This is a genomic window from Nostoc sp. (assembly GCF_036917935.1).
Classification (GTDB): Bacteria; Cyanobacteriota; Cyanobacteriia; order Cyanobacteriales; family Nostocaceae; genus Nostoc.
The window spans coordinates 38,507-61,282 of record NZ_JBALEL010000027.1 but is presented as its reverse complement, the minus strand read 5'-3'; the positions used below and the strand labels follow the sequence as shown (position 1 = coordinate 61,282).

General features: G+C 42.7%; 19 protein-coding genes and 1 tRNA gene. 13 read left to right on the top strand and 7 right to left on the bottom strand.

From position 1 onward, the window contains the following. Nucleotides 1-4: 4 nt before the first annotated feature. Both V7K62_RS11485 and V7K62_RS11480 read right to left on the bottom strand, forming a co-directional pair. Nucleotides 5-748, bottom strand: coding sequence for a group I intron-associated PD-(D/E)XK endonuclease (locus tag V7K62_RS11485; protein ID WP_334864124.1), 744 nt, complete (start codon nt 746-748; stop codon nt 5-7). A 42-nt stretch (nt 749-790) separates the two neighbouring features. Beyond that, a tRNA-Arg gene (locus V7K62_RS11480) sits at nt 791-863 on the bottom strand. 358 nt (nt 864-1,221) lie between these two features. Between V7K62_RS11480 and V7K62_RS11475 the strand changes: the two genes are divergently transcribed. The 4 genes from V7K62_RS11475 (at nt 1,222) to cutA (ending at nt 4,235) form a co-directional block, all read left to right on the top strand. Further along, on the top strand, nt 1,222-1,881 hold the full coding sequence (locus tag V7K62_RS11475; protein ID WP_334864049.1) for an Npun_F0813 family protein: 660 nt from the start codon (nt 1,222-1,224) through the stop codon (nt 1,879-1,881). A gap of 141 nt (nt 1,882-2,022) precedes the next feature. Continuing rightward, nucleotides 2,023-2,874 carry a hypothetical protein gene (locus V7K62_RS11470; RefSeq protein ID WP_334864048.1) on the top strand — a complete coding sequence of 284 codons (852 nt, stop codon included), beginning with the start codon at nt 2,023-2,025 and terminating at the stop codon, nt 2,872-2,874. 21 nt (nt 2,875-2,895) lie between these two features. After that, nucleotides 2,896-3,897, top strand: a complete 1,002-nt coding sequence (locus tag V7K62_RS11465) for a transposase (protein ID WP_334864047.1) — start codon at nt 2,896-2,898, stop codon at nt 3,895-3,897. 5 nt (nt 3,898-3,902) lie between these two features. Then, nucleotides 3,903-4,235 (top strand): divalent-cation tolerance protein CutA, encoded by a 333-nt coding sequence (cutA, locus tag V7K62_RS11460; protein ID WP_334864046.1) that lies wholly within the window; start codon nt 3,903-3,905, stop codon nt 4,233-4,235. A gap of 218 nt (nt 4,236-4,453) precedes the next feature. Here the strand turns inward: cutA and V7K62_RS11455 are convergent, their stop codons facing one another. After that, entirely contained in the window at nt 4,454-5,395 is a 942-nt protein-coding gene (locus V7K62_RS11455; protein WP_334864045.1) for an ADP-ribosylglycohydrolase family protein, read from the bottom strand. Nucleotides 5,396-5,482: 87 nt separating this feature from the next. Further along, entirely contained in the window at nt 5,483-6,424 is a 942-nt protein-coding gene (locus tag V7K62_RS11450; protein ID WP_334864044.1) for an ADP-ribosylglycohydrolase family protein, read from the bottom strand. A gap of 394 nt (nt 6,425-6,818) precedes the next feature. Here V7K62_RS11450 and V7K62_RS11445 point away from each other — a divergent pair, with 394 nt between their 5' ends. From V7K62_RS11445 to V7K62_RS11425, 5 genes are all read left to right on the top strand, one after another. Then, nucleotides 6,819-7,358 (top strand): hypothetical protein, encoded by a 540-nt coding sequence (locus V7K62_RS11445; protein WP_334864043.1) that lies wholly within the window; start codon nt 6,819-6,821, stop codon nt 7,356-7,358. A 263-nt stretch (nt 7,359-7,621) separates the two neighbouring features. Continuing rightward, nucleotides 7,622-9,559 (top strand): sulfite reductase, ferredoxin dependent, encoded by a 1,938-nt coding sequence (sir, locus tag V7K62_RS11440; RefSeq protein WP_334864041.1) that lies wholly within the window; start codon nt 7,622-7,624, stop codon nt 9,557-9,559. Between the two features lie 88 nt (nt 9,560-9,647). Further along, on the top strand, nt 9,648-10,355 hold the full coding sequence (locus V7K62_RS11435) for a 16S rRNA (uracil(1498)-N(3))-methyltransferase (protein ID WP_334864123.1): 708 nt from the start codon (nt 9,648-9,650) through the stop codon (nt 10,353-10,355). Between the two features lie 68 nt (nt 10,356-10,423). After that, entirely contained in the window at nt 10,424-11,488 is a 1,065-nt protein-coding gene (locus V7K62_RS11430) for a tetratricopeptide repeat protein (RefSeq protein ID WP_334864040.1), read from the top strand. 77 nt (nt 11,489-11,565) lie between these two features. Next, entirely contained in the window at nt 11,566-13,884 is a 2,319-nt protein-coding gene (locus V7K62_RS11425) for a VIT domain-containing protein (protein WP_334864039.1), read from the top strand. Nucleotides 13,885-13,922: 38 nt separating this feature from the next. Here V7K62_RS11425 and V7K62_RS11420 read toward each other — a convergent pair whose 3' ends face one another. Further along, complete coding sequence (locus V7K62_RS11420) at nt 13,923-14,489, bottom strand: hypothetical protein (protein ID WP_334864038.1); 567 nt, start codon at nt 14,487-14,489, stop codon at nt 13,923-13,925. Nucleotides 14,490-15,006: 517 nt separating this feature from the next. On the opposite strand from V7K62_RS11420, the gene V7K62_RS11415 reads away from it, so the two are divergent. Then, the gene (locus tag V7K62_RS11415; protein ID WP_334864037.1) at nt 15,007-15,642 is read left to right on the top strand and encodes an esterase/lipase family protein; all 636 of its coding nucleotides are present in this window, start codon (nt 15,007-15,009) and stop codon (nt 15,640-15,642) included. A gap of 49 nt (nt 15,643-15,691) precedes the next feature. Here the strand turns inward: V7K62_RS11415 and V7K62_RS11410 are convergent, their stop codons facing one another. Continuing rightward, nucleotides 15,692-16,123 (bottom strand): VOC family protein, encoded by a 432-nt coding sequence (locus V7K62_RS11410; RefSeq protein WP_334864036.1) that lies wholly within the window; start codon nt 16,121-16,123, stop codon nt 15,692-15,694. Nucleotides 16,124-16,650: 527 nt separating this feature from the next. Between V7K62_RS11410 and V7K62_RS11405 the strand changes: the two genes are divergently transcribed. The 3 genes from V7K62_RS11405 (at nt 16,651) to V7K62_RS11395 (ending at nt 21,222) form a co-directional block, all read left to right on the top strand. Continuing rightward, a complete protein-coding gene (locus V7K62_RS11405; RefSeq protein WP_334864035.1) occupies nt 16,651-17,427 on the top strand; it encodes a TIGR00297 family protein in 777 nt (258 codons plus the stop codon). 361 nt (nt 17,428-17,788) lie between these two features. Beyond that, nucleotides 17,789-18,571: a peptidylprolyl isomerase gene (locus V7K62_RS11400; RefSeq protein WP_334864034.1), complete on the top strand. Its 783-nt coding sequence runs from the start codon at nt 17,789-17,791 to the stop codon at nt 18,569-18,571. After that, entirely contained in the window at nt 18,520-21,222 is a 2,703-nt protein-coding gene (locus V7K62_RS11395) for a type I secretion system permease/ATPase (protein WP_334864032.1), read from the top strand. Before V7K62_RS11400 ends, V7K62_RS11395 begins: the two co-directional genes overlap by 52 nt. Before the next feature lie 493 nt (nt 21,223-21,715). Here V7K62_RS11395 and V7K62_RS11390 read toward each other — a convergent pair whose 3' ends face one another. After that, complete coding sequence (locus tag V7K62_RS11390) at nt 21,716-22,489, bottom strand: SDR family oxidoreductase (protein ID WP_334864031.1); 774 nt, start codon at nt 22,487-22,489, stop codon at nt 21,716-21,718. Nucleotides 22,490-22,776: the final 287 nt, after the last annotated feature.

Sequence of the window (22,776 nt, the reverse complement as noted above, 5' to 3'; positions counted from 1 at the left end):
TTCATCAACTCATATCCTTACTCAAGATATTACCACGAGTTAAATCTTCGTCATCGATTGTTAACTGTCTTTCTACTTTTCCATAAGCTTTCTTCACCCAATACCCTCTAGGTGGCTTTTCTACCCCATAAGCCTTACACCACTTTTCTACAGCCTTATCAGACACGCCAAAATCTCTCCCAATTTGCGCTGTTGGTTTTTCCCAAACTAGTTTTCCTAGTTCTTCTTTTGATGGCCTTTCAACTTTCCTAGTATGAATCCTAGAGTCTGGATTAACCTTTCTGGTTGTTAAATCAACGCCAAACTCCTTGTAAGTTCGCTTAGATGCTGCTTCAGTTAAGTCTGTAAAATCCTCCCACCAATAAAAGGGTGTAGCTGAATTAGGTATCTGGGTAGTTATGTAGCAACCCTTAAAGTTAATTGATGGATAAACAACTTTATCTATATCAGGCAGATAAACAGCATAAAAGTCAAAATCATTTACTTTATACTTTTTCTGATGAGTACCATTCTTATCTACCCAAATAGTTTTATTGACTACTCTATTATCTCCCGCGTATTTAGCTTGTATTTTATAAAATTTATCGTCTTTGTACGCAACGAAATCAAAAGGTAAATGCTCACAAACGACTGGCGTGAAAATCAAGTATCCTTTGAAAGTTAAATCAGCGATCGCTTTCGTAGCAGCAATATCGCCCTTGTTCTTGGTATCATGCAGCAACAACGAACCCTCAAATGTGAAAATCATCATATCACTTCACAGTGCTTGAGGGTTCGTATTAAGTTAAAACGAGCGCGGCAGGGTTCGAACCTGCGACCGATTGCTTAGAAGGCAATTGCTCTATCCACTGAGCTACGCGCCCAAAACAAAATAATGGCTCCTGAAGGAGTCACCTACACTATTATATCGTCTTCACCTACCAAGAAGCAATCAAAAATTGCAGATTTACCACTAGCAAGGCTAAGATGCTAGTCGCTAGTTAGTGCAATCTACACCGAAAACAAAACAGATGGGGTATTGGTTTAGATATATTGTGTTGTCAAGGGGTTATTTGCCCGTTAGCGCTAACGTCCTCTGGGCGGCTACCTTCGGGAAGGATTTGGCGATCGCTAGGCTCATTTCCACAGTATGCTAGGTAATTTCAGCCTTGGCGATGCTGCCAAATGCCATTATATATTCCATATTAAGAGTGCCCCTGTGAGGAGTTATTTGCTAGTGCCATGTTTATTCTCAAACGGCAGGATGTTGAAATATCAAGCATTCAGCACCCAAAAAAGGATCAGCAGGTGCCGATCCTCAATTATCAAGGGCAGACTTTTCGCTTGATTAGTGTCTTCAAAGCTAGTCAAGAGGAAGAAGCTAGAGCCTTATGGAGAGAATTAACGGATAACCGGGGTAAAGCCTGTGTTTTGTTGGAGGAACCGGAACGCTTTAGCGTTTGGGGTAAAATCCGTTTAGAGCAGCTAGATAGTGACACAGGTGGTCATGGCAAAACGGCGATTTTAATCCAAGCCAGTATTTTGCTGTTGCAGGGTGTTTCTATCGACATTGAAGAGTTTTTAGGTGCTAGGCAAGGTGCATTATTTGAAAAAGATATTGCCGAAGTATTACAGCAGAAGCAATTTCCCCAAGCATCCTCCTTAGAAGCGGTTAAATATTTGGTATCTACTAATCCTTTGCCGAGTGCCAAAATACCTGATTGGCAAGAAAATCATGTAGTTATTCTGTTACAAGAACTGCATCGATTAGGAAAAGCTTATTTTGGCAACGCTAATTTTACCAAACAAGTGATTTATAAGCTAGAAGATATGCCAGAAGCCGAGCGATCGCTGTTTATCACTTGGCTAAATCAATCGCCACTGGGTAAACTGTGGCAGTAGCATGGAAATTATTTCACAAAATTCCTGCCACTGGCACTTGCTTTTGGTGTCCGATTGTGTATTGTTTAGCAGACACACTACTAGATATACAGTCATTTAACTCAAAATACTGCCAGAGTGCATCTACATAAGTCTTGCTCTATGAATAACTCTTACGAGAATTCGTTCCTTTCTAAATCAATTTTCACTACTCAGAACATTGTCTTAGCTAATATTGGCTGGGCCGTACTGGCACTGCTATACTTTTTGTTATTTAGTGCCAAAGTTCCCGGAGCCGATGGCATAGAAAGCCGGGCCGAGTGGTATGTGATTGGCACAAATATTTTTGAAGCTTTAGCTTATTTGGCTGCCAGTATCTTATGCTTGAGGAACTGGCTGAGTCCGCAAATCGTCAGTGGCCGGAATGTTTGGCTCTTAATTGGCTTAGGTATGCTTTCCTATTTCGTTGGGGGGATAATTTTTGGCTATACCGAAATAGTTTTAAAAGATGAACCGGATGTGTCTTTAGGGGATATATTTTTTGTACTGACTTATCTATTACTTGGCGCAGGCATGATTTTAGCTGTGGCTTCCAGGCGAATCAACCTGGAAAAATGGCAGTGGCTAATTGTATTAGCAATTGCAGTGTTCGGTAGTTTGTTGGCATGGTGGATTTCTATGCAACAGGAAATACCCTCAGAACTGCTAGTCGCTATTTTGAATTGGTTTTACGTAGTTAGCGACGTGGTTTTGTTAATTATTGCTACTACTCTGCTACTAGCCTTTTGGGGGGGAAGAGTTTCCCAGTCTTGGCGAATGATTGCAGCGGCGGCCTTTTCGCTCTACATTGCAGATATGTGGTTTAAATACGCCCAAGGCCCCAATTATCAAAGTGGGGAGATATTAGAAGTGTTTTGGGTGTTTAGTGGAGTGTTATTTGGCATGGGCGCTGTCTTAGAATATGACGCATCACTAAGACGAACGCGGCGTACCAGCGGACGGAAACGAGCTTAGTAAAGATTTTTGGTATCTACCGTGAGAAAATTAACAGACTCTGACAAGCAAGAAATTCTGAAGTTATATCGAGAGACTGCCGAAACAACCTCAACTTTGGCAGACCGCTATGGTGTGAGTAACTCGACAATTAGTCGTCTGCTCAAAAGCACTTTGCCAGAGGATGAGTATGAATACTTAGTCTCTTTAAAGCGGGCTGCGAGAACTCCTGAAGGAAGGGCACAGGTAAGCTATGAGCAGTTACCGCTGCTGATTCAACCAGAGCCAGAGATAGAAGTTCCACCCAGCGAAAGCCCACCATTGGAAGTGCCAAAGGTTGAGCCACTACCGCGTCGGGTCATTCATGTAGAGCAGGAACTTTACTCAGAGGAAACGGCGGAGTCAATTGCTGCTAGTAGACGAGTGCGGCGACGCCCCTCGGCGTCGGAAAAACCGAAGCTTCGAGTCACAGAGAAATTAGAAACTCCAGAGCCAAAGCCGCCAGAAATAGTCAGCATTCCTATCCCACCGCTAAAGAATGAACATCCAGGAGCAGCTGTCATCGCGCAGATGCTGGGCGAAGATTTGCTAGACGAATCGGAGGATTTGGATGATTTAGAAGATGATGATTTAGAAGATGACGACTTTGAGGAAGAAGACTTTGATGATGATGACCTGGATGAGCAAAGACCCTTAGTCACAAAAAGAAAACCAGGTGAAGCATCAGTTCAAGTTTTACCTCTGTCGGTAGCCAATTTGCCCAAAACTTGCTATTTGGTTATTGACCGTTCCTCGGAATTAATTACCCGACCTCTGAAGGACTTTGGTGACTTGGGGCAAATTCCCAGCCTGGAAACCCAGCAAAGAACTCTGCCGGTGTTTGATAACCATCGCGTCGCCAAGCGTTTTTCTACGAAGCGCGATCGCGTTATTAAAGTTCCTGATAGTAAAATGCTCCATAAGGCTCGGATTCATTTGCAAGCTAAGGGCATCACACGATTGCTAATTGATGGTCAGGTCTATTCCTTGTCTACGACGGTTTAGAAGTCATGGAGACACCTGCTGGCTATGGTGTGGTATTGGTGACAGCTGGCAACATCCAGGAGGCAGAAGCAATTGCAAATGCCCTTGTGGAAGCTAAACTCGCTGCTTGTGTGAGTCTGTTACCAATCCACTCAATTTACATTTGGCAAGGGGAACTGCATAAAGAGCAAGAATGGCAATTACTGATTAAAACTGATTTGGCGCAATTTCCGGCAATGGAGGCCAAAATTAAGGAACTGCATTCCTATGAAGTGCCAGAAATTATTGCTTTACCAATTGTTGCTAGTTCCCAAGCCTACTTGCAGTGGATTTCTCAGCAAGTTAAAAGTAAAGAGTGAAGATTTAGGATTTTCATAAGTCCTCACTCTTTACTCTCAACTACTAACTCTAAGGGATTTCTAAGAAATAAATTAAACGAACCACTCCAGACACAGAGAAGCCAGTGCGCCCTTGCGGTTAAGAGACTTGTTCGCGCAGCGTCTCCGACAGGAGAAGCAACTGGCGCGACACAGAGGAATGAGGAAGAGAGAGTTTTTTGTCAGTTTTTTGGATATTCCTAAGCGTAAACAGCTGCTTCAAAACGAGTTGCCAAGTTAATAATGTCTTGTTTACGAGCAATTTGGTTGAACCATTGTTGAGGAATATTTTCCACCCCATAGTAAATTCCCGCTAACCCACCGGTGACGGCGGCGGTAGTATCGGTATCTCCACCTAAGTTGACAGCTTTCAGTACCGCCTCAGAATAAGACGAGCTATTTAATAAACACCACAGGGACGACTCTAAGGTATCAATCACATAGCCACCAGAATTAATCTCTTCTACTGGTAACTTGGCAATCTCACCACTGAAAATTCTGCCAAAATGCGGCTTCTCTAACAAAAATTCTCGGACAGAATAAATTGTTTGGATGTCTTGTAATGCTTGTAGATAAGCTGTTTCGAGGTCAGCCCCTTCCAAGAGCGCCACTGCAATACTAATATAAATGCCACAGGCCATTTGCGATCGCGCATGAGCATGGGTAATCGCTGAAACATCATGCACCCGCTCTAGTAATTCATCCAGAGTTAAACTTTTGTGACAATAAGCCAGTGGCAATATTCTCATCAAAGAACCATTGCCATTACTATTCTCACTACTACCACCTGCTTTCACGGGTGGAGTTCCTTGTTTCCAGTTCACAATTGCTAAAAATGTGGTGTTACCGATATCAAATACTTCGCCTTGAGCAGTCCAGTAACTTTCGTGATACCAGCGCCAGAAGGAATTAGCAATCGCATCCAGTGAAAATCCCTCACAAAGACATTCTGCCAAACAAAAGGTCAGCGAACTGTCATCTGACCACGTACCAGCAGGAACATCCCAAGTTCCATAACCCAGCATAGACGTGACTGGAGATTTTACTCGTTCAGCGCGGCTGGTGAACTCCACTGGTACACCCAAGGCATCACCAACACATAAACCCATCAAACCAGACAACGTTTTTGCAGCGGTTAGCATTGTTCAACCAGCATGAAACTTTTCTACAACTGATTTTACTTGCAAAAAGCCGCTTATCAAACGCTTGGTATAATTTCTAATTCCAAACTAGCTATAGACAGCCCTTGTAAAACGCTCTGCTAAGTAAATAATGTCTTGTCTACGAGCAATTTGGTTCATCCATTTTTGAGGAATATTTTCCACCCCATAGTAAATTCCCGCTAACCCACCAGTGACGGCGGCGGTAGTATCCGTATCTCCGCCTAAGTTGACAGCCTTCAGTACCGCCTCAGAATAAGACGAGCTATTTAATAAACACCACAGGGACGACTCTAAGGTATCAATCACATAGCCACCAGAATTAATCTCTTCTACTGGTAACTTGGCAATCTCACCACTGAAAATTCTGCCAAAATGCGGCTTCTCTAACAAAAATTCTCGGACAGAATAAATTGTTTGGATGTCTTGTAATGCTTGTAGATAAGCTGTTTCGAGGTCAGCCCCTTCCAAGAGCGCCACTGCAATACTAATATAAATGCCGCAGGCCATTTGCGATCGCGCATGAGCATGGGTAATCGCTGAAACATCATGCACCCGCGCCAGCAATTCACCCAAAGTTAAGCTTCTGTGACAATAAGCCATCGGCAAGATTCTCATCAACGAACCATTGCCATTACTATTTTCAACCTTACCACCCGCCTGATGAGGAACAACTCCCTGTTTCAGGCGCATAATTGCTGTATGGGTAGTTTGACCAATATCAAAGACATCGCCACGGGGAGTCCAGTAAGCCTCCTTGTACCAGCGCCAGAAGGAATTGGCTATAGCATCCAAAGAATACCCCCTACAAAGGCATTCTGCCAAGCAAAAGCTTAACGAACTGTCATCTGACCAAGTTCCTGGTGGTTGATTCCATGTGCCATAACCCTGCATTGTTGTCACTGGAGATTTTACTCGTTCAGCGCGGCTAGTAAACTCCACCGGCACACCCAACGCATCACCGACACATAAACCCATCAAACCAGACAACGTTTTTGCAGCGGTTAGCATTATTCAATCTCCACAAAAATTGCTCAAAATTAACTTTATAGATTCCCTCGATAGCTTGTTGCAACAGATGTTACAGCCTACTTTTTCATCCTCTGTGAAAAGCTCGGCAAAAAATTCTTATTCGGGTATTTTATTTACCATATCCCGACTTAGTTTTAGTTCCAAATATTGTGCCAGTTTTAAAAGCGTCTATTTTTGGAACAAAGAACTCAGATGAGAAGACATTGAATGTAATTATAACAGCTTATTTATTATTCTCAGGGATAATTAACCTGCAAGTATTATGCATTAATAGCAACATTCATTTAATAAAATCTAGAAATTATTTGGAACATTATCAGACGATTTTCGACTGGGAATATACAAGTAAAAAATACAAAATTTGGTAAAAATTATGAAACGCTTACTCAAGTCTTTCATGACAATTTCTGCATTGTCTTCCTTAATAATTGCTCCTCTTGTTCTATCAGCTGGTCAAGCTTCTGCTGAAACCAAAAAGGGTACTGATGCTAGCTATGTTGGTGCTGGCGTTGCAGCTGGCGTTACCAGCGGCGGACAAGGTATCAACGATGATGCCACTTTTGGTGGTAATGTCACCGGCCGCGTCAAGTTGGGAAATACGCCGTTTTCTGCACGCGGTAATGTCCTTTGGAGTGATAAGACAAGTGCCATTATCCCAGAACTTTCTGTGGATGTGCCCATCGCTAATAAAACTAATGCCTATTTAACTGGTGGTTATTCTTTTGTAGAGAAAGATGGCTCACCAACTCCTATAGGTAATCGGGATTCAGTAGTGGTAGGTGCTGGTGTTGAATCGGAAGTTGCTAACAACTTCCTCGTCTACACTAATGCCAAAGTCGGACTTGGTGCCTACCAAAATAGCGATGCTTCTGCTGTTAGCATCAATGGTGGTATTGGCTATCGCTTCAAATAAAAGATTATTGAGTCCTCTGTCGCTCTATACTTTACTTAAGTACTCAGGACGGGCTAAACCATAGCTATCCGCTAACAGCACTCAAAACTCACTACTCTAAAAAGCTGGTTTTGTTAAGTGTTAGATCACTGATAAAGCCGGCTTTTGCCGTGGTAAAATTAAAATATTCCTCATTATTCCGGCCGGATTACCGGGGATCAAGTAGCCGAAGGGTACTGATTCGGCGTCTACTAATGCTTTATTGAGAATACTATACAAGTCTAATGGTTAAATCTGCCCCTTCCCCCATCGCTAGCCGTAAGCCTTCCAAAGTAGAAGGGATCAAGGAAAATAGTAATTTTTTGCGTGAACCTGTAGCAACTGAGATCCTTCAAGACACTACCCATTTTACTGAAAATGCGGTACAGCTTTTGAAGTTTCACGGTTCTTACCAGCAGGATAACCGCGACAACCGCACCAAGGGACAGGAAAAAGATTACCAGTTTATGCTGCGGACAAAAAATCCGGGTGGTTTGGTACCGCCGCAGCTGTATCTGGCTTTAGATAAAATAGCTGATGAGTATGGCAACCACACGTTACGAGCAACTACCCGTCAAGGTTTCCAACTGCACGGTATTTTAAAGAAGAATCTTAAATCAGCAATTGCCACGATTGTCAAGAACCTGGGTTCGACTTTGGGAGCTTGCGGTGATATCAACCGCAACGTGATGGCACCACCAGCCCCTTTTAAGAATCGCCCAGAGTATCAGTATGCTTGGGAGTATGCCCAGAATATTGCTGATTTGTTGTCAGCACAAACGGGTGCTTATTACGAAATTTGGTTAGATGGCGAAAAAGCAATTAGTGCTGTTCGCGCAGCGTCTCGAAGAGAAGAAGACCCAGAGGTGAAGGCAGCACGACAGCGCAACGGGAATGGCACAATCATCCATGACAACGAAGAACCGATTTATGGCACGTACTATATGCCGCGCAAGTTCAAAATTTGCGTGACTGTGCCAGGGGATAATTCGGTAGATTTGTATTCCCAAGACCTGACGTTGGTAGTAATTACCAATAAAAAGAAACAACTGGAAGGATTTAATATTTTTGCTGGTGGTGGTTTAGGTAGAACCCACGGTAAAGAAGAAACTTTCGCTAGGTTAGCAGATCCCATTGGTTATGTGGCGAAGGATGACGTTTACGACATAGTGAAAGCGATTGTTGCTACTCAGAGAGATTATGGCGATCGCACCGATCGTCGTCATGCCAGATTAAAATATCTAATCAACGATTGGGGTGTAGATAAATTCCGTACCCAAGTTGAAGAATATTTCGGTAAACCAGTCGAAGCCTTCAAACCACTACCAGACTTTAAATATCACGACTTCCTCGGCTGGAATGAACAAGGTGATGGCAAGCTATTCTTAGGAATTTCCATTGACAATGGTCGAATCAAGGATGAAGGTTCGTTTCAACTGAAAACCGCCTTGCGGGAAATTGTCGAGCAGTTTAACTTACCCATCCGCCTGACATCCAACCATAACGTGATTTTTTACGATATCGAACCAGATAGCAAAGAAGGCATTCAAGACATTCTCAGCCGTCACGGTGTCGGAGACGACCCTACTAAAATCGAACCTTTAGTGCGGTATGCAATGGCTTGTCCGGCTTTACCCACTTGCGGTTTAGCAATCACGGAATCAGAACGGGCAATACCAGGCATTTTGGAGCGGATTCGCGCTCTGCTAGATAAATTAGGTTTACAAAAAGAGCATTTTGTGGTAAGGATGACAGGATGCCCCAATGGTTGCGCTCGTCCCTACTTAGCAGAATTGGCCTTTGTTGGTAGCGCTCCAGAATCTTACCAATTATGGTTAGGGGGTTCGCCAAATCAGACTCGACTGGCGCAACCTTACACAGAAAAGCTGCACCATAATGACTTGGAAAGCTTCTTAGAGCCGATTTTTGTTTACTTTAAGAAATCTCGGAAATCGAAGGAAAGCTTTGGTGATTTTTGCGATCGCGTTGGTTTTGATGCCATCCGCGAATTTGTTAGCACTTACGAACCCCAAACAGCCAATGGTGCAAACAAATCGCGCCATCGGGTCAATTTGAAAGAAGAGGTTTATAGCAAGTTGAAGGAAGTAGCAGAAAGTCAAGGTAAGCCGATGACTCAGTTGGTAACTGAAGCGCTAGAGGCTTACTTCCAGAATCTTTCGTAAGCTGAATAAATAATTAAACCGTGAATGGACACAGATGGATTTATCTGTGTCCATCTTTGATTTGATATTCTTGAAATTCCAAAATCCCATGTCTCAACTGCAAAGAATTGCGATCGCACCTGACCAACTCCAGCAAGGTCAAATTTTACTCACAAAAGAACAACAGCATTATTTAGGGCGGGTGTTGCGCTTGCGTGAAGGCGATCGCTTTATTGCAATGGATGGTATGGGGAAATGGTGGTTAGCGCAGCTTGCAGGGGGACAAGCCCAGGTTTTAGAACCGCTTTTAGTAGAAACTGAATTACCTGTATCGATTACGCTGATGGTGGCGTTGCCTAAAGGCAATGGATTTGATGAAGTGGTGCGGTGTTGTACAGAGTTGGGAGTAAGTTGTATTGCACCAGTGTTGAGCGATCGCACTTTGCTTTATCCTAGTCCTCAAAAACTCGAACGCTGGCGGCGCATCGCTGCGGAAGCCGCCGAGCAATCAGAGCGCTCATTCGTGCCGACAATTTTAGAACCTGTTGCTTTTAATACTGCTGTCACCGCTAATCAGACAAGTCACCGTTACATTTGTGAGGCTCGTGGAGAGTATCCCCATTTAAACAAAGTGCTGAATAGCATCTCTAAGGAGATTGTCATTGCTACTGGGCCAGAAGGGGGATGGACAACAGCAGAAATTGAGAATGCGAAGTCAGTTGGATTTCAACCTGTTTCCCTTGGTCGCCGCATTCTGAGAGCAGTTACAGCCCCAGTAGTAGCATTATCCTTGATTACCGCAAGTTGTGAAGTATAAATGATTTATAGCTCACGCAAAATAACTTTTGCGTGAGACATCACTCCAGCGTGTATTGAAAGTAAGTGATGATTGAGCAAGTTGCGATCGCTTTTGAGCATAAAGACTATCAAACAGCTGCTAAATTACTCAAACAGCTACAAAAAGAATCGCCCGAAAATCCTTGGGTACAATATTATGTTGGTCGGTTACATGAAGTATCTGAAAAGCGCCAAGATGCAGAAAAAATTTATCGGCAACTGCTGCGAGATACAAGAAGTACCAAAATAGTGACGCTCGCACGTCAAGGTTTACGACGCCTACAAGAAATGGAGCTAGAAGAAAGACAAAGAGCTATTTCCCAAGCAACGGCCCAACCGAATAACACCGAACTTGGCGTACTAGTTTTAGAGCCACTCAGTAACGAACTGAAAACAGAAGCGTCTCGAAAATTCGCCCAGATTATGCAGCTAGACCCCTATACTGCAAGGCTGATACTCCCAAGTCGTGGCTGGAGGTTGTACCGCACTGGCCAAGTAGGAGAACTAAAATTTTATGGCAAACAGCTACAGCAGGCTGGTATTCCTTGCTTTTGGGCAACAATAGTTCAAATTCAGCAAATTCAAGTTTATCAAGTCAAATATTTCCAAGCATCTACCCCACAAGCTACTATTGTTTGTCGTAACCAGGTAAATCAACTAGGTTCTCTCACCTTTGACTGGTCAGAAGTCACAGCAAGAGTAGTGGGACTTTTGCCCATTTTTGAAAAAGTTGTAGATGTTGATGCCCGCCGTAAACTTGAATGGAAAACTCAAACACAAGACTATGCTCAGTTTTGTGATTTACACATACCTGGTAGACGTTGCATTCTCCGATTTTATGATAACGGCTATGAATTCCGGCAAGGTTTAGAAATTATTACCCAAGCTAGCCAAAATACAATCAGAATTAATTGGAATAGTTTATCGAGTTGGATTGACCAGCAACTGCCTCAAGTCAAAATCTGGTCAGATTTCACGTCTTTTGCAGATACAACATTAGATCAAACAGAAATGCTAAGTCATATCAAGTCTCACATTGATTTGTTTCGTAGGGAACAGACTAATTGGGACTCAGCTTTTCATTTATATAGTGGACTGGTGTTTGTTAAATAATTCATATTTAATTTTTGAAAAAATCTCAGCATCTTTAGTCTAGGTTGATATTCCACACAAAGCAAGCTATCAAATCTATGAATACAGTAAGTGCTAAAAACCAACAGCTAGGGGGTTTGTACGTCCAATCCCCTCAAGGAGAACAACTAGTTTTTCCGCTCAAGCATACGGAAGTTATCGCAAAAATTGCAGGTAACTTGTCACGAGTTGAGGTGATCCAAAGCTTTGAAAATCCCTTTACGCAGCCTTTAGAAGCAGTCTATATCTTTCCATTACCTGATGAGGCGGCGGTGGATGACATGGAAATCAAAATAGGCGATCGCATTATCAAAGGGAATATTAAAAAACGTGAAGAAGCGCAACAAATCTATGAAAAAGCAAAACAAGAAGGACGCACCGCCGCACTTCTAGAACAGCAACGAGACAACATTTTTACCCAATCTCTGGCTAACATCAAACCTGGTGAACAAATTGATGTCACAATTCGTTACACCGAAAGTTTAAAATTTGAGGCGGGAAACTACGAATTTGTTTTCCCAATGGTTGTAGGGCCAAGATATATTCCGGGAACGCCAATAGATGGTAGCGGTGACACAGACAGAGTTCCTGATGCTTCTCGCATTACACCGCCTGTAGTGTTGGAGGGAACGCGATCGCGTCACAATATTAATGTCACAGTCGAAATTGATGCAGGTTTGCCAATTTCTGAAGTGCGTTCTCCTTCTCATCAATTAAAAATTGAACACTCAGGTCAAATTGTGCGGATTCAATTAGCCGGAGAAGATACAATTCCCAACAAAGATTTAATTCTCCGCTATCAAGTTTCTGGTAAAGAAACTCAATCCACAGTATTAACCCAAGCCGACGATCGCGGCGGACATTTTGCAATATACCTGATTCCAGCTTTGGAATATTCCACTGATGAGATTGTCCCCAAAGATGTCGTATTTTTGGTGGATACTTCCGGTTCCCAATCTGGCGATCCGTTGCAAAAGTGTCAGGAATTGATGCGGCGATTTATCAATGCGTTGAATCCCAACGATACTTTCACAATTATCGATTTTTCCGATAGAGTCAGACAGTTATCGCCAACACCTCTGCCGAATACATCAGAAAATCGTGCCCAAGCGATCGCTTATATTAATAATTTACGAGCTGATGGCAGTACAGAAATGCTCAGTGGCATTCGTACAGCCATAAATTTCCCCACACCAACCGGAAGATTACGCAGCGTTGTACTCTTAACCGATGGCTATATCGGCAACGAAAATGAGATTTTGGCAGAGGTACAACAGCACCTACAACCAGGAAATCGCCTTTACAGTTTCGGTGCTGGTAGTTCAGTTAACCGTTTTTTACTGAATCGCATCGCCGAAATTGGCCGGGGAATATCCAAAATTATTCGTCATGATGAACCCACAGAAGAAGTTGCCGAAAAGTTTTACAGGCAAATCAACAATCCCGTCCTCACAAATATTCAAATCTCTTGGCATGGTGACACAGAATCGCCTGTGATTTACCCAGCCATAGCGCCTGATTTATTCACCGCACAACCATTAGTTTTATTTGGTCGCAAACAGGATAGAGTCGGCGGTAATCTGCAAATCTCCGGCATTGCTGCGGGCGGTAAACACTACGAAAAAACGTTTAACCTCATATTTGAGGAAACAGGAAATCTTGCTGTAGCGCAGTTATGGGGACGTGCTTGCATCAAAGATTTGATGAATCAAATGGTGAGCTTTGAAACAAAAGCTGGTGTAGAAGCAGTTACAGAAACCGCCTTAACTTATCAACTGCTTTCTCAATACACCGCTTTTGTTGCTGTCAGCGATGACGTGCGAGTTGAACCAGGAAGCGAATACTTGTCTATGCAAGTGCCAGTGGAAATGCCTGAAGCAGTTAGTTACCAAGGAGTGTTTGGCAATGCTCCGGCTGGTGGTTTTGCGCCTCAAATGAAATTATCAAAGTTATCAGCGCCAGCCTCAGAAAACGTTCCAGATTTTCTCCGGCAAAGGCGATCGCCACAATCTCCAGTAGCCAAAGAAGTCGAGATATCTTTGAGCTTTGATTCCGAGTCGATGCAAGAAGGTGAAATATTAGACGCAGCCATCAACCATCAGTTAGAGGTGATCAGCGCTACTGGCTTGGATGAAACAGAAATTGCTGACTTAACCCAACACCTTCAACAACTAAACTTTCCTTCCGGCTTCAATGGTGAAATCGTCTTTGAGTTCACCGTCAACAAAGGTCGGGTAGAACGGGTAGTTTTGGATGAGGAAACCTCAACCCTAAAAGATGCAGTTGTAGTGGAGAAAATTAAGCGATCGCTCCTACTTTGGAGAGTTCCCCCATCTACAACTGGCAAAGTTATCTTAACCTTGCATCTTCAGGCTTAACTTGTAGAGACCGTAAATTTACGGTCTCTACAAATTAATTAATTCTTAGGGGTTTTAATCTGACGTGCCATATCTAGATAAGCACTCATATTCGCTCCTGGACGGCGACGACCATTAGAGCTAGTAGTCGAAGGAGCAAGATATTTTGGCGCAAAGGTTGTTTCAGTTGGCTGCTCTTTGAGTACTTTGGCTGCTGCGGCTTTTGCATTTTTGCCCGGTTCAACTCTAAGACCCTCAGCAGTCTGGACTAGTTGAACGTCGGCTGGTTTGGGATTTTTACCTGATTTTTCCTTAGCCTTAGCCTTAGCAGCAGCGGTTTTTGTTCCATTCAACGAATCTGATTTAGATGGAGTTGGTGCTTCTGATGTAATTGTCTGTGCTACTTTCTTAGCATTCGATGCAACTGTCGATGTAACTGTCTCTGCTACTTTCTTCGCGTTCGATGCTACCTCTTTAGCAGCATCTTTAGCAGCATCTTTGGCTTCGTCCAATTCTAAGAAGTAGCCGTTGCTTTTCTTCTTCCCTGGTAACAGTCCGGTAACAAAACCTAGAATACCGCCAAGAAAACCCTGAATACCCGAAATTAACTTTTTGATAAAATCCATTACAATTACTCCTGCCTTTTACCTTTTATATTTGAAACTCGACCGTAATTGTTAAAAATTACGTCAAAATGTTACATTTTCTGCTTTGCGCCACCCCATTCTGGTGACAACCCTTATAGGTTTGTGCTTAATTAACATTGTAGTAAAACTACAGGACAAATGTTCTATTGCAAGCATTTGCAACCTGAATACACCGAGAACTAATTATTAAATTTTACTGTAACTAAGAGCAAGATTCTGAAAGCAAGCTTTATAATAATTAACATTTCTTTGTTTAGTAAATATTTAATTGAAATTAAGCAAGCAGTTTACTCTCAACCAGTGGGAGTAGTGTCATAGCCTATTGGCAGATAACGAGATTAATTAGTTAAATTTTATACAAACTATTTTTGGAAGCATTTCCGTTTTGTTTGCAAAAATATCTTTTAAAGAATCTGAAAAGCAATAACTTCAGTTTGTAGAGCAGTATGTACCTACAAAAGTGAAATACATCCTTTAATTCAGCCAGATTTTGTAAATGAACATTGAAAATCAACAACGCAATCCCGTTTTGTTAATACACGGCATTGACGACACAGAGGCAGTTTTCCATAGAATGAGGGCATACCTCATACAACAGGGTTGGTCTGTATATAGCCTGAATCTAGTTCCTAATAATGGTGATGTGGGTCTTGATGAATTGGCAAAACAAGTAGCCGATTATGTTACAGCCACCTTTGCACCAGAACAACGCCTAGATTTAATCGGCTTTAGCATGGGAGGAATTGTCAGCCGTTACTATGTTCAGCGATTGGGAGGAATTAACCGCGTGCAGCGGTTTATCACGATCTCTTCGCCCCATTATGGAACTGTGGTTGCTTATGGTTCCTGGCGTCCTGGTTGCCTACAAATGCGCCCTGACAACATTTTTCTCAAGGATTTAAATTCAGATGTTGTAATGTTGGGGCAGCTAGATTTTACGTCTATCTGGACACCTTATGATTTAATGATTGTCCCAGCGAATAGTTCACAAATGGCCGTAGGAAGCCAAGTAATAGTACCAGTTGCTCTACACCCTTGGATGCTGACAGACCCCAGGAGTTTAACGGTAGTCACAGCAGCTTTAGCAAAGCCTATTAAGCTACCCTTGCTGAATAAAAAATCCAGTCAGTAACCAGGATGCTTCTTACGCTTGCATTACTTGATTTTTAATTTTTAATTTTTTAAGTTCTATCCCCAATTTGTGTATGTTCGTAACTCCCAAAAATCGCCTCTGGGTGACGATAATACTTGAACTCCATGAGGTTATAAAAAGGATCTTCTAAAAAGAAAGTGCGATGCTCAAGAGGAGAACCTACAAAGCGATTTTTGGTTCCTTCCCGAAAAAGTAGTTGTTGCTGTTGTGCCCTTTCTAGTAAGTCTTGCCAGTCACGTTCTTGGGTAAAAATTAGCCCAAAGTGTCTGGGATAGATAGTGTGTTGCGGTGTCAAGAGTTCTTTGGTGACGTGAGCCACTAGTTGATGACCGTAGAGATTGAGAATCAGGGCATGGTGGTTTTCACGACCAGGAATGCAGCCCAAGCCATCTACGTAATACGCTTTTGTTTGGGCAATGTCAGTCACAGGGAAAGCCAGATGGAATAAAGTTTGGCTCATAGCTTGTGTGAAAAAGACTAGTAGTTGATGCTATCTACAATTTATGCTGTTAAGTTTTGATTGTGGTTAACTTAAACACAGTTTTTATTGACATTAACTTATATCCTTTATCGGAAGAGTCCACCCAACTAAACAGAAGTTTTGCATTTTGTTTAATCCACCTTCTTTAGTCAATATTGCAGTGTATATCTAAGAGGATGTTTGTAGTTTTATACTCAGCTTTCAGGGCGATGCCTAAGAGGATGTTTGAAAAGTATTTGGCTGTGATTTTAGGCACTTTGATCCCCCCTAACCCCCCTTAAAAAGGGGGGCAACCTCTCTCAAAGTCCCCCAATTTCTCGGGGGATTTAGGGGGATCTAAAATGTTTTGATACCGACAAGAGGACTTTTCAAACAACCTCTAAGCTATTCATTTAATAATACAAACATATTACTTGAATTGGAGAAATTTCAGAAATAAAGCACTAAGCATGACAAATTCGTTATTCTGTTGATATTCAGACAAAATTACTCATGATTAATTGCTGATGTCATCCTTAATTGATTCTGTAAATCCCTGGTTAGTAGCAGTAGGATTAAACACAATTTTATTGGGTTTAGCTTGGATTGCACCGAAAAAGCTACTTACCCCTGCTGGATTATTCCATGCCTGGTTCCTGGCCATCTTAATTTGGGTAACTCTAGGCTGGCAAGGATATGCAGTAGTAATGTTCTATTTTTTGGTTGGTTCTGGCGTTACCCGCATCGGTATGGCGCAGAAGGAAGCAGAAGGAATTGCCGAAAAGCGTTCTGGTGCAAGAGGCCCAGAAAATGTTTGGGGTTCGGCTTTAACTGGGGCGCTGTGTGCCTTGGGAGTAGGAATCATAAATTCGGGATTCCTTGTACCTATTCCCCAGTCCCTATTATTGTTAGCCTATGTAGCGAGTTTCAGTACCAAGTTGGCTGACACCACTGCCAGCGAAGTCGGTAAAGCTTATGGTAAAAGCACCTTTTTGATTACCACATTCCAACCAGTGCCACGGGGTACAGAAGGGGCGGTAAGCTTGGAGGGAACTTTAGCTGGGATTGTGGCTTCTGTTGCGATCGCATTTGTTGGTTGGGGAGTTGGTTTAATTGATCTATTAGGAGTCGCTTGGTGTGTGCTGGCAGCATTTATTGCCACCAACTTAGAAAGTGTGATTGGGGCAACACTGCAATCTAAGTATACCTGGCTGACCAATGAAGTGGTAAACATTTTTAATACATTAATCGGTGCGATCGCATCTGTGCTACTTGCCTGGACATGGATAAGTTTCATTAAGTAGACTGATGAGAATAAACAATTACTCATTTAAGTGGGGCATTGAGCAAAACAATTGGGCTAACAGCACGGGCTAAACCCTAGCTATCCGCTAACACCACTCCTGAAGGGCATTAAGAGAAAATAAGCAATCTGCCTTACTACTGCACTACCGCTGATATTTTCAATCCTGTTTTGTCCCCACTAGACTGTAAAAGTGATTATGGCAAATTATATTATTTACTAGCTATATAATTTTTTGACCATTTAGATGTAATTAATTCATGGAATCTTTATCATATTTATCCATCAACAACCAGATGATTTCTATATGATTTAATTTAAAAGTCCTAATAAGTGTTTAACCATTTTCACATAATTAGTTCATGGAATCTTTATCATTTTTGACAATTGATGACCAAATAATCTCTATTGAGTCAGCAGTAAAATACCTGCAAGCCTCTGGAAAATTGGGACAGTTCATTGGGGATATTCTCCGCCAGTACGTAATTGAGGCGGAAATCCAAAACCGAGACGATATTGAAATTGGCACCGCAATAACTGAACAGTCAATTATTGACTTTCGGCTGAAAAATCAACTGACTGATCCCCAAAGTTTTCAAGAATGGTTAAAGACAAATAACACAGATTACGCGACCTTTCACACATCGGTTACTTTTGGTTACAAGTTAGAAAAACTGAAAGCTGTAGTGACGGAAACAAAACTCCAAGAATATTTTATTGAGCGCAAACTTTTTTTGGATCGGGTAGTACTTTCCCGGATTGTTGTTGATAATCGAGAATTGGCAGATGAACTCCAAACCCAAATAGAAGAAGGAGGTAGTTTTGAGCAACTAGCTAAAGAGTATTCACTTTCAGATGACCGAATTGTGAACGGCATGATGGGAATCGTCAGCCGAGGCACTATGCCGGATATATTACGGGCAGCTATTGATGTGGCTAGTCCCGGACAATTGGTAGGACCAATAGAAATCGTTGGCAAAGACTCTCCCCAGGGAGAAGGACCTTATGGTTTGTTTCGAGTAGAACAATTTCTGCCAGCGTCTTTAGAAGATACTCAACTACAGCAAGCACTACAAAATGAGTTGTTTGAGAAATGGCTAGCAGAGAAAATTCAAAAACTGACAGTCAAGTTACAAGTGAGTTAAAAATTCTGGATAATGAATCTTTACGATTAAAAGTGCTAGCTTCTTTGCCTTGGAATCAACCACCACTATGCTGGTTGACTCCCGAACAACAATCCCGATTGGAAAATGAGTGCCAAACCCGTCAGTATCGTCTTGGAGAAAAAATCTGGTCAAACGATGTCGGCGGTTATCAATTCTTAATTGTGGCTGGGAAAGTCCGCTTGCGAGAAGAAGGGATTGGCAAACCAATAGCAGCCCTAGATGCGGGGGATTGGTTTGGCGACTTCCAAAAGCTGTCTGCGGATTTTAAAGCTGTAGCTGCTAGTAAAGAAGTGGTAGTAGTTTGTTGGGATACTGCACTGTGGAAAGAATTTTCTCACCCACAAATTCAGGAATTTTGGCAAGTGTTACCAGTGGATATGGAGGAACAAAGGGAGACATTTTCCTTCTCTGCCAGTCCTTCAGTAACATCAGCCTCAGACGGGACTTCCAGCCCCCACAGCCTCCAACCCCAAAGAGGACTCCCAGCCGCCAATCTAATCATTTCAAATTATCCGTTTGTTGCCAGCTGGAACACTGCTGCTGCCTGTTTAACAATGGTGGCGCAACAGTTAGAAAATTCTGTGCAACTGGAATGGGTGCAGCGCCAACTCCGAGGACAACGCCCAAAACAGGTTGTAGAAGCAGCAGAAAAGTTAGGGTTAGTGTTGCGGCGGTTACGAGTGAGTTGGGGTGAATTGCGACAGCTGTCATTTCCAGCTTTATTGCTGTGGAATTCTGACTCACCCCAGAGTCCATCCTGGGTGGTGGCTTATGGAGTTAAAGGCGATCGCTTAATTATCGCTAACCCTCTCAATCCCGAACGGAGTTGTGAAACCTTGCCGCAGTCGATAGTTGAGGCATCTTGGGATGGACAACTATGGCAAGTAGAACTCATATCCCAGCAAGAAAAATTTAACCTCAGTTGGTTTACCCCAGCGGTTTGGAAGTATAAGGGATTGCTCACAGAAGTATTGTTAGCATCTTTTACCTTGCAGCTTTTGGGGTTAACAACACCGCTAATTACGCAAGTCGTCATTGATAAAGTGATGGTGCAGGGGAGTTTGCCGACTCTTGATGTCATGGCGATCGCACTTTTATGCGTAGCCATATTTGAGTCCATACTAGGCATTCTGCGCCTATTCATCTTTACCCATACAGCTCGTCGTCTGGATTTAAGTTTATCAGCACAGCTATTTCGCCATCTGATGCGTCTGCCATTAGCTTATTTTGAGTCGCGGCGCGTTGGAGACACAATCGCACGAGTCCAAGAACTCGAACAAATTCGTCAGTTTCTCACAGGTACAGCATTAACTGTAATTCTAGATAGCATCTTTGCTGTGGTTTACCTGGCATTGATGTTTTACTATAATGTCCCACTCACCTTTGTCGCCTTAGCAGTACTGCCGCTATTTGCCACATTGACGATAGTTGCAACCCCAATTCTGCGTAACTGGCTCAACGAAACTTTTAATCGGAGTGCCGATAGTCAATCGTTTTTAGTCGAGACAATTACAGGAATTCACTCCGTTAAAGCCCATGCAGCCGAACCAGTAGCCCGCGATCGCTGGGAAGGCTTATTTGCTCGCTTCATTCGCACAGGTTTTAAAGCTTCTACCACCTCCAATATCAGCAGCAACATCGGTGACTTTCTCACCAATTTGTCCACCATGCTGATTCTCTGGTTTGGTGCCAAGTTAGTCATCGACCAAAAGCTCACAATCGGGCAGCTAGTTGCATTTCAAATGCTGTCTGGTAGAGTCACAGGCCCGCTTTTGCGCTTAGTACAGTTGTGGCAAAACCTTCAACAAGTGCTACTTTCTGTAGATCGCATTGGTGATATTCTCAACGTCTCCCCAGAAGCTGAACTAGGAACTGGTTTAGTTTTACCACCGCTTAAAGGACAAGTCACCTTCGAGCAAGTATTTTTCCGCTACCGGCCAAACTTTGAAGCAATTCTGCGGGGAATCTCTTTTAATGCCGAACCAGGGCAATTTGTTGGCATTGTCGGACGCAGTGGTTCTGGTAAAAGTACCCTGTCTAAACTATTGCAACGCCTTTATCAAATTGAATCAGGACGCATTCTTATTGATGGTTTTGATATAAAAAGTGCAGATTTAGCCTCACTGCGGCAACAAGTTAGTGTAGTTCTCCAAGAAGACTTTTTATTTAACGGTTCTATTTTGGAAAATATCACTCTCGGTACTCCCGACATTACCGCAGAGCAAGTAGTAGAGGCGGCAAGACTAGCAGTAGCACACGACTTCATCAGTCAATTACCTTACGGTTACGAAACCAATGTTGGTGAACGCGGTACAGCTTTATCTGGTGGACAGAGACAACGTATCGCCCTAGCAAGGCTATTTCTTTCCCAAGCGCCGATTTTAGTTTTGGATGAAGCTACCAGCGCTTTGGATAGTGAAACTGAACAACAAGTATTGCAAAACCTGCAAAAAATTTCTGCTAACCGTACCGTCTTCTTGATTGCTCACCGCTTTGCTCCTCTTAAACGTGCTGATTTGATTTTGGTATTGGAGCAAGGTGTGATTGCCGAACGTGGTACTCACTCAGAGTTGTTGCAACAAAAGGGTTTGTATTGGTCACTATATCAACGGCAGCAAGCAAACATTTAATAGATTTAACTAGCTTTTAGCTTGTGCCTACTTGATATCTGGAGAGTGGCTTAAGAATAGTCTTTGGCGAATGGAGTCATACACCATTCGTCATTTGAATTTGGTTACAAACTTGTCATGCAACAGGATGATAACAATTCAAAATTATTGCATTAAAGACATTTTCAGACGGGGATTTAAACCCCGACTGTAGCAAGATCCCGCAGGGGTAACTTCGCAAAGGCGGAGTGGCTCCGACTCCGCGCTACCTGTATTGTTGGGGTCTTAAACCCTTTGATTTATGATAAATTTTGCGATCGCAATGTTTTGGAATCAGGTATTTGTCGTCTTTTTCTTGCACCACTCGAACTGTACTAGTACCGCTACGCAAAAATCAAAAGGCTTTTATGTTGCGCTTTCCGGCTCTTTTGAATGGTAGCTTTATTTCCGCCGTCATCTACTGGGAATAATTATTTTTAACGTCAGGATTCAGGTTGTTAAGCGCGTAATTGACTCAGGTCGCTAATAAACCGCCATCCACAACCAAAGACTGTCCCGTTATGTAAGCAGCTGCGTCAGAACACAGGAACAATACTGTAGACGCAATTTCTTCTGAACTGCCCATGCGTCCCATTGGAACAGAATTTATTAGTTGTTGCGTGGCAGCATCGGCATCTTCTCCTAAGTTAGCTGAGAAACGCTCAACCATAGCAGTAGTAATGAAGCCAGGATTGACGGCATTAATCCGAATCCCCTGTTTAGCGTAATCCAGCGCCGCAGATTTGGTTAAGCCCATGACAGCATGTTTACTAGCATGGTACGGAGCAATACCCGGAAAAGCTATCAGTCCGGCGATGGATGAGGTGTTGACGATTACGCCACTTCCTTGTTGAAGCATTTGAATGATTTCGTACTTCATTGAGAGAAACACGCCGCGAACGTTGATTGCCATCAGTTGATCAAATTTATCAAGCGATTGCTCGTGCAGTGGAGTTACCGGTGACTCAATTCCTGCATTGTTAAAAGCGTAATCGAGTCTTCCATAAGTCTCAATTGTCTTTTCAATAGTTAGCTTAATATCCTCTTCCTGCGAGACATCGGCTCGGAAAAAAGTTGCTTCACCGCCTGTTTGTTTAATAATGTCAACGACCTTTTGTCCTTCTTCCTCTCGGCGACCTGTCAAGACTACCTTTGCGCTTTCGTTAGCAAAGGCGATCGCAGTAGCCCGACCAATGCCTGAAGTCCCACCTGTTACAAGTGACACTTGGCCATCAAATTTACCTGCCATAATTTCCTCTCAGTAAAGTTTTTATAGTATTAGGTTGAGCTAACAACTGATGCTCTCCCATGATGTTACTTCTGTCAACTACCACCGACCTCAATCCTTACTTTTTAACGTATAAAAATAGGTGCGTTACACTCCGTTAACGCACCCTATTGCTGTGACACATCTTAGAGGATGTTTTAAAAGTATTGTTGTTAACAGCAAAACCTCCCAAATCTAACCCCCTTAGGGCGTGTTTTCAAACTATAACCACAATATATATAATGGAGGCGATCGCAATCATAGCTGTA